Raw genomic sequence first — 12815 nt, forward strand, 5'->3', positions numbered from 1 at the left:
TCTCTCCTCGCCACGCGGGCACGCCCGTCGTCCGGACGGCCCGCGCATGTGATGGTTCAAACCCGGACAGGGTCGACCCCGGTCCGGGCACTTTCTACAGCTCTACCCCGCCCGCCGCGAGATCCTGCCTCAGCACGGCCATCTGCTCGTCCGTCGCCTCGACGAGCGGCAGACGCAGTGTGCCGGTGATCAGGCCCTGTGCGGCAAGGGCGGCCTTGCTCAAAATCACACCCTGGGTGCGGAAGATTCCGGTGTACACGGGCAGCAGGCGCAGGTGGATTTCGCGCGCCTTGGCGATGTCGCCGGACAGGTACGCGTCCACGAGTGCCCGCAGCTCGGGCGCCACCACGTGTCCGACGACGCTCACGAATCCCGCCGCGCCGATGGACAGCATCGGCAGGTTGAGGATGTCGTCGCCGCAGTAGTACGCGAGGTCGGTGCGGGCCATGACCCAGGACGCCGCGCCGAGGTCGGCCTTGGCGTCCTTGTTCGCGATGATCCGCGGATGCTCGGCGAGCCGGACGATCGTCTCGGTCTCCAGCGCGACGGCCGTGCGCCCCGGGATGTCGTACAGCATCACCGGCAGTTCGGTGGCGTCCGCGACGGCCACGGTGTGCCGGTACAGGCCCTCCTGCGGCGGCTTGCTGTAGTACGGCGTGACGAGCAGCAGCCCGTGCGCGCCGGCCGCGGCCGCTTCGCGCGCCAGTTCGATGCTGTGTGCTGTGTCGTTCGTCCCCGCGCCCGCGATCACGAACGCCCGGTCGCCGACGGCCTCCACCACGGCCCGGACCAGCTGCGCTTTCTCGGTGTCGCTCGTGGTCGGCGATTCGCCGGTGGTGCCGTTGACCACCAGGCCCTCGTTGCCGGCGTCCACAAGGTGCGCGGCAAGCCGTTGGGCCGCGTCGAGATCAAGCGCGCCTTCGGCAGTGAACGGGGTCACCATCGCGGTGAGGACCCTGCCGAAAGGGGTCTGGGGGGCGGAGGTCGGAGCCATGCCACAAACGGTACCGGGCCAGGTGGCAGGGTAGCTGTAGCGGCCCACATTCCGGTCTCCGCACGCCGCTCCGCGGGCCCCCTCCCGCACCGGACGTGCGAGGACCCCGGCGCTGCCTGCTCGGGGGTTCAAGCAGCGCCGGGGTCTCCTTCAGTATCAGGCACGTGGCCGAAAAATGCCGGGCAATGACGCGAAAAAAGTTCCATGTCACCCTTTGTGCCGATTTGACCACGCGGGGCAGCTTCGCAGCCGTTACCCTCCGCCCCCGACAGCCCTCCGCACCCCTACGGCGCGACGCGCCCGTTCGCGTTGAACGCCGCGTACGTCAACGGCATGAGCTCCGCCCACGCGGCTTCCATCCGCTCCGCCACCATCTCGATCTCGCGCTGCGGGAACGACGGGTACGCGGCGTCGTCGTGACGGGTGCGCAGCCCCAGGAAGTGCATCAGCGAACGCGCATTGCAGGTCGCGTACATCGACGAGTACAGCCCGACCGGCAGCACCGCCCGGGCCACCTCGCGGGCGACACCGGCCGCCAGCATCTCCTGGTACGCCGCGTACGACTTCCGGTACGCCTCGCGGGCCGACTCCCCGACGATCTTGAACTGCTCCGGCGTCCCGTCGACGAAGTCGTACGCCCCCGGCTTCCCCTGCTGCACCAGCTTCCGCTCCTGCGCGGGCACGTAGAACACCGGCTCCAGCTCGCGGTAGCGCCCGGACTCCTCGTTGTACGACCACCCGACCCGGTGCCGGTGGAACTCCCGGAACACGAAGATCGGCGCGCTCACGAAGAACGTCATCGAGTTGTGCTCGAACGGACTCCCGTGCTTGTCCCGCATCAGGAAGTTGATGAGCCCCTTCGACCGCCCCGGGTCCTTCGCCAACTCGTCCAGCGACTTCTCCCCCGCCGTGGACACCCGCGCGGCCCACAACACGTCCTGGTCCCCGGCGCTCTGCTTCACCAACTCGACGGTGACATCACTCCGAAATCGAATCTCGGACTCGGCGGACACATCACTCACGCGGGGCACTCCTCGGACGGGCTCAACTGAACATCCGCAAGCCTAGTCAGCAATCCGACAGGGAATCGCCACGCCATCGAGGGGGTCCTCCACTCAGGAATAGGCGAACGTTGCGTGTGCGGTGTTGTACTTGATCTCGACGCGAGCAAGCTTCAGCGCGTCCGACCCCGGCACACCGAAGTACCGCACCACATCCGCGGTTGTTCCGGCAGCGATCGCCGATGGTTCCTTGCGATCCGGTCCATCGCCGGGCGTTCCGCAACTGCCCGTGGGTGAGGGGCAAGCTTCCAATGCCACGAGCATGCCGTACGGATGAAGATCGCCGGAAGAACCATTCACCACCTGCAGGTGCACGGCGACGCGGCGCCGCCCGGGGGCACCGGACGAGATCGCGCCTTCGTCCGTGATGGCGGTCACGCTCACCTTCATCGAGGACGCGAACTCGAAGGCGTCCCCGCCTACGGAATAGATCTTCGGCGGTGCCGTCGGGCTTGCAGACGCAATCGCAGACCCGTTCGGACTCGTCTGAGCCGTTGGCAGGTTCGGTGCGTTCGGAGCCCCAGGTGCTGTCGGGAGCGAAGTTGCGGGAGCTGTCGCCGCGGCGGGCTTCTTTTCGTCGGTGATGGTTGGCCCCGCGACGCAGGACGTGGTGGTGAGGGCTACCGCCGCGAGCGTGGTGGCCAGGTGCCAGGGGCGGGCGGGCATGGGCTGCGTCCTCTCGGAGGGGGTGGCCGAGGCGTCGGGGACAGCGTGGCACGGTCGAGGCCAACCCCGCGCCGCAGTCCGCGTGTCGATCCCCCGTGTCGCCTCGAGACAGACCGACAACTGTCTGACAGACACCCCGCCGCGTCCGCACAACTAGGCCGGGACGAATACGCCTTGTCCTCGAGGACCGTGTCGGGTCGGGTGCGGGGCCTACCGACTGGTCGCGGGACGCGGATCGCGGCCATGACCGCGTCGAACCGCGCGCTGTCGCCTGTCTGTCCGGGCGTGACGACGAACGCGAGTGGCCGGCAGTTCCCGTCGGCGGCGAGGTGGACTTCGGTGGGTCAGCCCGCCGCGGGACCTGCCGGGGGCGTGGTCGTCGGGCTCGTCTGGCGGTGCCCCCTTTTGCGGGCTGCGGCGGCGTGCTGGTGGGCGCGGACGATCGTGGAGTCGACCGCGACGACCCAGTCAGGGTCCTCGTCCGCGTCGGCTTGGGCGAGCAGCGTGGTGAAGACGCGGTCCGAGGTGCCGTCGGTCACCCACGTCCGCAGCCGGTTGTGGACGCCCTTCCACGACCCGAACTCCGCAGGCAGGTCCATGCACGGTGTCCCGGTGCGGAACGTGAAAGCAATCGCGTCGATCACCTCCCGGTGATCCCGCCACCGCCCGTCCCCGCCGCGGCGTCCGGTCCGGCAACAACGGCTCGATCCGCGCCCACTGCACATCACTCAACCCCAGACACCATCCAACGATCAGAGGGCATGAAGCTCGCCTGCCTGTGCCTTGCGCCCGGTTCGGGTGATGTGGTCACCGCCTCAGCGGTGGGGCTGCAGGCGACGTCCCAGGGGGAGCGCTCACCGCAGCGTGTCCGCCGTACGAGCACACAACGCGCCCCCGCTGGGTGTCCCGAGTCCCGGCTCACCACCCGCGCCCCGCCCCGCGCGGGTGGCCTTTGTGGATTTGGGGGCGGGGTCTGCTCGTTCGCGGGACAATTCCCCCGCGGGGTCGGGCGTTGAGGGAGTCGGGATGGCGGATGTGAGTGTGCGGGGTGGGCGGGCCGGGGATGGCGGGGCGTTGGGGGTAGTGCAGGCGGCGGCGTGGCGGGCGGCGTATGAGGGGGTGCTGCCGGAGGCTGCGTTGGAGCCGTTCGATCCCGAGGTGTTGGCCGCCGGGTGGGGGCATGCGATCGAGCATCCGCCGACGGAGCGGCATGCGGTGTTGGTGGCGTGTGCCGGGCCGGAGCCGGTGGGGTTTGCCGCGGTGGTGCCCGCGCAGGATCCGGATCTGGTGGAGTCGGATGTCGAGTTGAGCATCCTGGTGGTGAGTCCCGCGGAGCAGCGGCGCGGGCATGGGTCGCGGCTGTTGGCCGCGGCGGTGGAGCACGCGCGGGGGGCCGGCGCGGGGACGGTGGTGATGTGGGTGTTGGAGCCGGACCGGCCGTTGCGGGAGTTTCTGGAGTCGGCGGGGTGGGCGGCGGACGGTGCGCGCCGGGAGTTGGAGTTGGACGAGCGCGGCGAGCAGCGGGTGCGCCAGTTTCGGCTGCACACCGACACGGGAGCGGGCGCACCGGACGCGTGAGCGGCCGAGCGTAACGCGAAGGGCAAAGTCCCGGTGATCACGCATTGAAGTGCTAAGACACTCGTCTTAACGTTGGCGCGTGACGCCGACCTCCGCTTCGCATGCGGCTTCGACGCGGGAACGTTTGCTCTTGACCGCCGAGCGCCTGTTCGCCGTGCACGGCATCGACGCGGTGTCGTTGCGGCAGATCAGCGTCGCCGCGGGGCAGCGCAACAACTCGGCGGCGCAGTACCACTTCGGGACGAAGGAAGAGTTGATCCGGGCGATCTTCGCGTTCCGTCTGGAGACGATCAACCGGCGCCGCGAGGATCTCGTGGACGCGCTGGTGGCGGCCGGCCGTGCGACCGATTTGCGGGCGTTGACCGATGCGATGGTGCGTCCGCTCGCCGAGCAGATCGATGCCGGGGGGAGTTTCTACGTGCGGTTCCTCGCCCGCGTGCACCAGCACGCCGGGGCGTCGGTGTATGCCCTGCCCGCGATGGGCGTGGAGGGCAGTGTGACGCGGATCGGCGGGATGATCGGCGCCGCGATGGGACACGTGCCGACGCCGATCCGCCGCAGTCGGCTGCAGCTCGGCGGGAGTCTGCTGGTGCACGCGACCGCGGACCGCGAGCAACGGGTCTACGAGGGCAGTACCGCGGACGTCTTGCCGCCGATGGCGTTCGTCGCCGATTTGGTGGACGCGGTCGTGGGGATCTTCGCGGCCCCGGCCTCACCGGAAACCCTCACAGCTCTCCACGTGCGCCCCCCGACGGACACGACGAACACGACGGACGCGACGGACGCGACGGTCACAACGGACACGAGGAACAACGCGGAAGACCGGAGCGGCACGGCCGACCCGGCAGGACCGTCACAGCCCCCCACCGAGCCCACCGCCGGCATAGCCCTCGCCTAAACCCCGAGGCCCAGCCCCCGAAACGCGGGACCCGAACGCGGAACCCGAAAGCCCTCGAAGGCCCCGAAGCCCCCCGAACCCGAGCCCCGGCCCCTCAGTCCTGAGACTCCCCGGACCCCTGGGACTCCCCCGCCCCCGCGCCCTTCCGCTCCCCCCGGTGCAGCCGGATCGCCGTCAGCATCGCCCGGCGTCCTCGTGCGTTGTCGCGGGCGTCGGAGTAGGCGACGGCGAGCCGGTACCACGTCCGCCAGTTGTCCGGGTCGGCTTCGGTTTCGGCCTTGCGGCGGGTGAAGACCTCGTCGGCGCTGGCGCGGTCGATGCGGCCGTCGGCGGTGCGCTGGAGTTCGTCGGCGGGGAGTTCGCCCTCGGCTTCGAGTTCGCGGGCGAGCTGCTGCATCGTGAAGCCGAAGCGCAGTTCGCGCCAGATGTACCAGACGCCGACGACGGGGATGGCGAGGACCGCAATACCGAGAGTGACGACCGTCGGCCGCCCGTCGTCGATGGCGATGAGGCCGCGGCTGCCGACGAGCAGCACGTAGAAGACGAGCAGCGCGACCAGGACGAGGGCGGTGACGCGTTGTTTCACGGAAGTGTCGGTCCTCACGTCCCTAGTCCAGATCCAGGTAGTGCTCGAGCCCGAGGGTCACGCCGGGCACCGAGCCGACGCGGCGGACGCCGAGGATCACACCCGGCATGAAGGACGTGCGCTGGAACGAGTCGTGCCGGATGGTGAGCATTTCGCCCGCGTCGCCGAGCAGGACTTCCTGGTGGGCGACCAGGCCGCGGAGCCGGACGGCGTGCACGGGGATGCCGTCGATCGTGGCGCCGCGGGCGCCGTCCGGGTCGTCCGTGGTGGCGTCGGGCATGGCGCCGAGTCCGGCCGCGGCGCGGGCTTCGGCGACGAGTTCGGCGGTCCGGCGGGCGGTGCCGCTGGGCGCGTCGACCTTGTTGGGGTGGTGCAGTTCGACGATCTCGGCCGATTCGTAGTACCGGGCGGCCTTGGCGGCGAACTGCATCATGAGGACCGCGCCGATGCCGAAGTTCGGGGCGATGAGCACGCCGACGCCGGGGTTGGCGTCGGTCCAGCCGCGGACCGTGTCGACGCGGTCCGGGCTGAAGCCGCTGGTGCCGACGACGGCGTGGATGCCGTGCGTGACGGCGTACTCGAGGTTGTCCATGACCACGCCGGGGTGCGTGAAGTCGACGACGACCTGGGCCCCGGCGTCGGCGAGCGCGTCGAGCGAGTCGCCCTGGTCGACCTGCGCCACCAGTTCGAGGCCGTCGGCGGCCTCGACGGCGCGGCAGACTTCGGCCCCCATGCGGCCCTTGGCCCCGGTGACGGCGACCCGCAGCGCGGTCATGTGCGTGCTCCTCGTGTGCGAAGTGCTCGATGTGCTCGATGTGCTCGATGTTCCCGAACGTCGCGGTGGACGTTCGCGTGCGGTGGCCCGGAAGCGGCGTGCCCGGCGGTCAGGGGGCGGTCACGCCACCGCTCCCGCGAACGCGCCGGGGTCCGGGAACGGTCCGACCAAGGCCAGCGTAGGACGTTGTCCGAGGATGTCCCGCGCCACCTCCCGGACCTGCTCCGCGGTGACCGCTCCGATGATGGCGAGCTGGTCGTCGACGGACAGGTGTTCGCCGTACACCAGCTCGCTCTTGCCGATGCGGCTCATCCGGGATCCGGAGTCCTCCAGGCCGAGCACGAGCGAGCCGTGCAGCTGGCCGATGGCGCGCTGGAGTTCCTCGTCGTCTATGCCGTCGGCGGCGACCTTGGCGAGCTCCGCGCGGCAGATCCGCAGCACTTCGTGGACCTTGCCGGGCAGGCAGCCGGCGTAGATGCCGAACATGCCCAGGTCGGCGAAGCCGGAGGTGTACGAGTACACCGAGTACGCCAGACCGCGCTTTTCCCGGATCTCCTGGAAGAGCCGCGAACTCATGCCGCCGCCGAGCGCCGCGTTGAGCACGGCGAGGGCGAAGCGGCGGTCGTCGCTGCGGGAGACGCCGGGCATGCCGAGGACCAGGTGGGCCTGCTCGGTGGGGCGTTCCAGGACGCGCACGGTGCCGCCGCCGCGGATGGCGCGGTGGCCGCCGCGGGGTGCGGCGGGCTCGGCGTCCGCGTCGACGGGGACGTCCGCGAAGGCCTTCTTGACCAGCCGGACGACCTTGGCGTGGTCGACGTTGCCGGCCGCCGCGACGACCATGTGCGGGGGCCGGTAGCGGCGCCGGTAGTAGCCGGCGATCTGGTTGCGGGTGAGCGCGTTGATCGAGTCGACGGTGCCCAGGACGGGGCGGCCGAGCGGCTGGTCGCCGAGGAGGGCCTCGGTGAACAGCTCGTGGACCAGGTCGCCCGGGTCGTCCTCGTTCATGGCGATCTCTTCGAGGATGACGCCGCGCTCGCTGTCCACGTCTTCGGCGCGGATGAGCGACGCGGTCACCATGTCGGAGACGACGTCGATCGCCAGCGGCAGGTCGGTGTCGAGGACACGCGCGTAGTAGCACGTGTACTCCTTGGCGGTGAACGCGTTCATCTCGCCGCCGACCGCGTCGAGCGCGGCGGAGATCTCCAGGGCGTCGCGCTTGGCGGTGCCCTTGAAGAGCAGGTGCTCCAGGTAGTGGGTGGCGCCCGCGAGGGCCGGGGCCTCGTCGCGGGAGCCGATGCCGACCCAGATGCCGAAGGTCGCCGAACGGACGCCGGGCATGGCCTCGGTGAGGACCCGCAGGCCGCCGGGGAGGACGGTCCGTCGGACTATGCCGCCGTCGTCGCCCTTGAGGATGGTCTTGGTCGAGCCCGACCGCTGCGCGTAGGCAGCGGCCGGGCTCCCGACGGACTTCTTCGTCACTTGGCGGAGTCGTCCCCGGCCTGCTCTTCGCCCTCGACCACCGGGACGAGGGACAGCTTGCCGCGCTGGTCGATCTCGGCGATCTCGACCTGGACCTTGTCGCCGACCTTGACGACGTCCTCGACGTTCTCGACGCGCTTGCCGCCGGCCATCTTGCGCAGCTGCGAGACGTGCAGCAGGCCGTCCTTGCCGGGCATGAGCGAGACGAACGCGCCGAACGTCGTGGTCTTGACGACGGTGCCGAGGTAGCGCTCGCCGACCTCCGGCATCTGCGGGTTCGCGATCTGGTTGATCACGTTCCGCGCGGCCTCGGCGGACGGGCCGTCGGTGGCGCCGATGTAGATCGTGCCGTCGTCCTCGATCGTGATGTCGGCGCCGGTGTCGTCCTGGATCTGGTTGATCATCTTGCCCTTCGGGCCGATGACCTCGCCGATCTTCTCCACCGGGATCTTGACGGTGATGATGCGCGGCGCGAACTCGGACATCTCGTCCGGGCGGTCGATCGCTTCCATCATCACGTCGAGGATGTGCAGGCGGGCGTCCTTGGCCTGCTTGAGCGCGGCGGCGAGCACCGAGGCGGGGATGCCGTCGAGCTTGGTGTCCAGCTGCAGCGCGGTGACGAATTCCTTCGTGCCGGCGACCTTGAAGTCCATGTCGCCGTAGGCGTCCTCGGCACCGAGGATGTCGGTCAGCGTCACGTACTCGGTGGCGCCGTCGACCTGGTCCGAGATGAGGCCCATCGCGATGCCCGCGACCGGCGACTTCAGCGGCACACCGGCGTTGAGCAGCGACATCGTGGACGCGCAGACCGAGCCCATCGAGGTCGAGCCGTTGGAGCCGAGGGCCTCGGACACCTGGCGGATCGCGTAGGGGAACTCCTCGCGCGTCGGCAGCACCGGCAGCAGCGCGCGCTCGGCGAGCGCGCCGTGGCCGATCTCGCGGCGCTTCGGCGAACCGACGCGGCCGGTCTCGCCGGTGGAGTACGGCGGGAAGTTGTAGTTGTGCATGTAGCGCTTGCGCGTCTCGGGGTTCAGCGTGTCGATCATCTGCTCCATGCGGAGCATGTTGAGCGTCGTGACACCGAGGATCTGCGTCTCGCCGCGCTCGAACAGCGCCGAGCCGTGCACGCGGGGCACGACCTCGACCTCGGCGGAGAGGGTGCGGATGTCGCTGAGGCCGCGGCCGTCGATGCGGACCTTGTCGCGGAGCACGCGCTGGCGGACCAGCTTCTTGGTCAGCGCGCGGAACGCGCCGCCGATCTCCTTCTCGCGGCCTTCGAACTGCGGGAGCAGCTTCTCGGCGGCGATGTCCTTGACGCGGTCGATCTCGTTCTCGCGGTCCTGCTTGCCCGCGATGGTGAGCGCGGCGGCCAGTTCGTCGGAGACGGCGGCGGCGAGGGCCTCGAACACGTCGTCCTGGTAGTCCAGGAACACCGGGTAGTCGGCGGTCTCCTTGGCGGCCTTCTCGGCGACCTGCGACTGCGCGGCGCACAGCACCTTGATGTGCGGCTTGGCGGCCTCGAGGCCTTCGGCGACGACCTCCTCGGTCGGCGCGACGGCGCCGCCCTTGACCAGCTCGATCGTGCTGGTGGTGGCCTCGGCCTCGACCATCATGATCGCGACGTCGCCGTCCGGGAGGACGCGGCCCGCGACGACCATGTCGAAGACGGCGCGCTCCAGCTCGCTGTGCGTCGGGAAGCCGACCCACTGGCCGTCGATCAGCGCGACGCGGACGCCGCCGATCGGGCCGGAGAACGGCAGGCCCGCGAGCTGCGTGGACATCGACGCGGCGTTGATCGCGACGACGTCGTACAGGTGGTCGGGGTTGAGCGCCATGATCGTCTCGACGATCTGGATCTCGTTGCGCAGGCCCTTCTTGAAGGACGGGCGCAGCGGGCGGTCGATCAGGCGGCAGGTGAGGATCGCGTCCTCGGACGGCCGGCCTTCGCGACGGAAGAACGAGCCGGGGATCTTGCCGGCCGCGTACATGCGCTCTTCGACGTCCACCGTGAGGGGGAAGAAGTCGAGCTGGTCCTTGGGCCGCTTGGAAGCGGTGGTGGCCGACAGCACCATGGTGTCGTCGTCCAGGTAAGCCACTGCGGAACCGGCGGCCTGGCGGGCCAGGCGGCCGGTCTCGAAGCGGATGGTGCGGGTGCCGAAGCTGCCGTTGTCGATGACGGCTTCGGCGAAGGTCACGTCGGTACCCTCCACGGGGCACCCTCCTCGTCGCGTCGTGGGAGTCCGCGGCGTGCGCGACGGTTCAGGGACGGCCGGGCCGGTCTTCGATCGAAGCCTCCGGGGGCGTTTCCGGCGGACCGGATTCCCGGGGGCCACTACCGAGGACCGGCGCCGTGGGCCGGCGCCTGTGCCGTACGGGCGGCACTCCCGATGGTGGTGCTCGCCCCGGCCGTGTGCCGGGAGGAGCGGGTCGTGCTGGGTGGTGCTGCGGCAGGCGGGGCGCCGTTGTCGGGCGCCGTCGCTACCGGTCGGTCGATGGCGCGGTGTGACCCACAGCGCCGCTGTGTCACAGCCTACAAAAACCGACCCGGGATACGGCGAAGGAGCGGCTCGGAATAAGCCGCTCCTTCCCGGTGGTGCTTAGCGGACGCCCGTCGAACCGGCGCGGATGCCCAGGCGTGCGATCAGCGAGCGGTAGCGCTCGATGTCGACCTTGGCCAGGTACTTCAGCAGGCGGCGGCGCTGGCCGACCAGCAGCAGGAGGCCGCGGCGGCTGTGGTGGTCGTGCTTGTGCTGCTTGAGGTGCTCGGTGAGGTCGTTGATGCGGCGCGAGAGCATCGCGATCTGGACCTCGGGGGAGCCGGTGTCGCCGTCCTTCGTGGCGTACTCCGTCATGATCTGCTTCTTCGTTGCGGCGTCGAGCGACACTGCGTGCTCCATTCGAGTGAAGTGTGAGTGCCCCCGGTCTGCTTCACGGGGGGACTTCGGTACTCACTGTGCGCCGCCCGGATCCGCCGGAGCTTCCCGGGCAGCACGCAATCCGGGCCTGATGGTCCGGAGGTTGTCCCCACAGTAGCAGTCGCGGGCGGGCGGACGGCCGGGCTGCGCTCGGACCGCGGTCGGGCCGGGGTCAGGCGGTGATGTTGCGCAGGGTCCCATAGACACCGAGAACCGCAAGACAGAGCGGGACGACGGCGGTCAGCAGCATGCCTTCCAGGATGTCGAGGCCGCGGCCCCAGAAGGGGGACAGGCCGCGGGCCGGGACGGTGGCCGCGATCAGCGCGAAGACCAGGCCGAGGGCGGTGGGCAGCCCATACAGCCAGGCCTGTGCTTCGGCCTGGTCGAAGTCCGTGTGCAGGGCGATGCCGGTGAAGAGGAAGACGAGCGCGGCGGCGCCGGCCGCGAGCAGCAGGGTGACCTGCGGGGTGTGCCGGAACAGGCGGGCGCGGGCGAGCACGGCGATGCCGAGGGCGCCGGTGAGGATGCGCGACCAGGTGTCGGTGGAGTAGCCGGTGACCAGGGCGGCGGAGGCGACGACGAGGGCGCAGGCGCCGACGAGGCCGGTGAGCATTTGGTGTCCGGCGCGGGCACGGGCGGCGAGGGCTTCGTGGTCGACGGGGTCGTCGGCGGTCGCGCGGGCGGCGGCGGGGGCGTCGGGCGGCAGGAAGCCGATGGGGAGCCGGGCGAGGCGTACCGACCAGGCGGGGAGGAAGGCGACGAGGGCGAGCCCGGTCACTCCGGCGACGGCGGCGGAGCGGCCGGGGGTGGTGTCGGCGGCGAGCAGGCCGAGGGCGGTGAGCAGGCCGCCCGCGCCGGCTCCGGCGCCGGCGACGTAGGCGGCGTTGCGGGCGGGCACGAGGACCGCGACGAGGGTGGCGGCGATCATGGCGGCGCCGCAGGCGGCGAGGAACTGGACGCGGCCGGGGCCTTCGCCGGTGTGCGGGGCGATAGCGCCGAGGCCGGCGTAGAAGGCGTTGGGCAGGGCGCCGAGGCCGAGGACGGCGCCGCCGGCGGGGTCGTCGTAGACGCGGGCGCGGACGCCGGCGACGGCGGCGAGCAGCAGGGCGAGGACGGCGGCGGCGATGCCCGCGGCGGAGTGCGGTGCCGCGGTGCGCCAGAGCGCGACCGGGGCCAGGCTCAGGAAGAGGGCGGCGCCGGACAGGGCGGCGCGGCGCAGGAGTTCGGGTGACCAGAGGCGGTGGTCGGCGGTGACCGAGGCGGCGACGGAGTCGACGACGTCGTCGTAGACGGGCGGCGGGAGGGTGTCGGCGAGCGGCGTGAAGCGCAGGAGGGCGCCGTCGTGGACGGCTTGGGCGGCGAGGCCGCGGGCGCTGTCGAGGACGCCGCCGTCCATGCGGCGCAGGTGGAATCCCGTGGGTGCGCCGTCGGTCTGGGTCTGTCCGGAGAGGCGCAGGATCTCCGGGTAGAGGTCGGCGATCGGCACGTCTTCGGGCAGGGCGACGTCGACGCGGCAGTCCGGCGCGACGATGGTGACCCGGACGAGTCCGGTGGCGATGGTGACGGCGGACGGGGCGCTGCCCGCGGTTCCGACCGTGCCGACTGCTGTACTCACCCGGCGGCTCCCCCGTTGGCTTCCGGTGTGGCTGTTTGGCTGGCGGCACTGTAACGGACGCCAACGGGTCCGTGGGGTACGGCACTGCGCGGGTGGAAGGCACGGCGTGTGGTTGCGGGGGCGTCCCCGGCGCCAACCAGTAGTATCGGCCATCGCCTTGCGGTGCCCGGGAGTTCCGGCTGTCATCGCGGGCCTTCGCTGGAGACCGCCCTGACGGGGTGGGTGGGTCCCTGGTCCATCCCTCCTTG

The 12815-nt window shown here is 70.9% G+C and carries 12 protein-coding genes; 2 read left to right on the forward strand and 10 right to left on the reverse strand.

Features of this window, described 5'->3' with window-relative positions; genetic code table 11:
* Positions 1-94: 94 nt before the first annotated feature.
* The 4 genes from dapA to ACPA54_RS27910 form a co-directional block, all read right to left on the reverse strand.
* Positions 95-994, reverse strand: coding sequence for a 4-hydroxy-tetrahydrodipicolinate synthase (dapA, locus tag ACPA54_RS27895; RefSeq protein WP_423534145.1), 900 nt, complete (start codon positions 992-994; stop codon positions 95-97).
* A gap of 284 nt (positions 995-1278) precedes the next feature.
* Positions 1279-2016 (reverse strand): FAD-dependent thymidylate synthase, encoded by a 738-nt coding sequence (gene thyX / locus ACPA54_RS27900; RefSeq protein WP_345679341.1) that lies wholly within the window; start codon positions 2014-2016, stop codon positions 1279-1281.
* Between the two features lie 93 nt (positions 2017-2109).
* Positions 2110-2433 carry a hypothetical protein gene (locus ACPA54_RS27905; RefSeq protein WP_423534146.1) on the reverse strand — a complete coding sequence of 108 codons (324 nt, stop codon included), beginning with the start codon at positions 2431-2433 and terminating at the stop codon, positions 2110-2112.
* 632 nt (positions 2434-3065) lie between these two features.
* Entirely contained in the window at positions 3066-3446 is a 381-nt protein-coding gene (locus ACPA54_RS27910; protein WP_423534147.1) for a transposase, read from the reverse strand.
* Between the two features lie 358 nt (positions 3447-3804).
* On the opposite strand from ACPA54_RS27910, the gene ACPA54_RS27915 reads away from it, so the two are divergent.
* Together ACPA54_RS27915 and ACPA54_RS27920 are read left to right on the forward strand one after the other, a co-directional pair.
* The gene (locus ACPA54_RS27915; RefSeq protein WP_423534251.1) at positions 3805-4299 is read left to right on the forward strand and encodes a GNAT family N-acetyltransferase; all 495 of its coding nucleotides are present in this window, start codon (positions 3805-3807) and stop codon (positions 4297-4299) included.
* Positions 4300-4429: 130 nt separating this feature from the next.
* Entirely contained in the window at positions 4430-5197 is a 768-nt protein-coding gene (locus ACPA54_RS27920) for a TetR/AcrR family transcriptional regulator (protein ID WP_423534148.1), read from the forward strand.
* Positions 5198-5291: 94 nt separating this feature from the next.
* Here the strand turns inward: ACPA54_RS27920 and ACPA54_RS27925 are convergent, their stop codons facing one another.
* From ACPA54_RS27925 to eccD, 6 genes are all read right to left on the reverse strand, one after another.
* Positions 5292-5783: a hypothetical protein gene (locus ACPA54_RS27925; protein WP_423534149.1), complete on the reverse strand. Its 492-nt coding sequence runs from the start codon at positions 5781-5783 to the stop codon at positions 5292-5294.
* A gap of 22 nt (positions 5784-5805) precedes the next feature.
* A complete protein-coding gene (gene dapB, locus ACPA54_RS27930; protein ID WP_423534150.1) occupies positions 5806-6558 on the reverse strand; it encodes a 4-hydroxy-tetrahydrodipicolinate reductase in 753 nt (250 codons plus the stop codon).
* A 120-nt stretch (positions 6559-6678) separates the two neighbouring features.
* Positions 6679-8037, reverse strand: a complete 1359-nt coding sequence (locus tag ACPA54_RS27935; RefSeq protein ID WP_345679336.1) for a M16 family metallopeptidase — start codon at positions 8035-8037, stop codon at positions 6679-6681.
* Positions 8034-10247 (reverse strand): polyribonucleotide nucleotidyltransferase, encoded by a 2214-nt coding sequence (locus ACPA54_RS27940; RefSeq protein ID WP_423534151.1) that lies wholly within the window; start codon positions 10245-10247, stop codon positions 8034-8036. The genes ACPA54_RS27935 and ACPA54_RS27940 overlap by 4 nt, the downstream gene beginning before the upstream one ends.
* Before the next feature lie 387 nt (positions 10248-10634).
* Positions 10635-10922, reverse strand: a complete 288-nt coding sequence (gene rpsO / locus ACPA54_RS27945) for a 30S ribosomal protein S15 (protein WP_235058440.1) — start codon at positions 10920-10922, stop codon at positions 10635-10637.
* A gap of 202 nt (positions 10923-11124) precedes the next feature.
* Positions 11125-12567: a type VII secretion integral membrane protein EccD gene (eccD, locus tag ACPA54_RS27950; RefSeq protein WP_423534152.1), complete on the reverse strand. Its 1443-nt coding sequence runs from the start codon at positions 12565-12567 to the stop codon at positions 11125-11127.
* Positions 12568-12815: the final 248 nt, after the last annotated feature.

Source organism: Uniformispora flossi (assembly GCF_049534875.1).
Classification (GTDB): Bacteria; Actinomycetota; Actinomycetes; order Streptomycetales; family Streptomycetaceae; genus Yinghuangia; species Yinghuangia aomiensis.

Coding starts and splice junctions, on each gene's coding strand:
- dapA (WP_423534145.1), bottom strand. CDS start 994: ATGGCTCCGACCTCCGCCCCCCAGACCCCTTTCGGCAGGGTCCTCACC.
- ACPA54_RS27910 (WP_423534147.1), bottom strand. CDS start 3,446: ATGTGCAGTGGGCGCGGATCGAGCCGTTGTTGCCGGACCGGACGCCGC.
- dapB (WP_423534150.1), bottom strand. CDS start 6,558: ATGACCGCGCTGCGGGTCGCCGTCACCGGGGCCAAGGGCCGCATGGGG.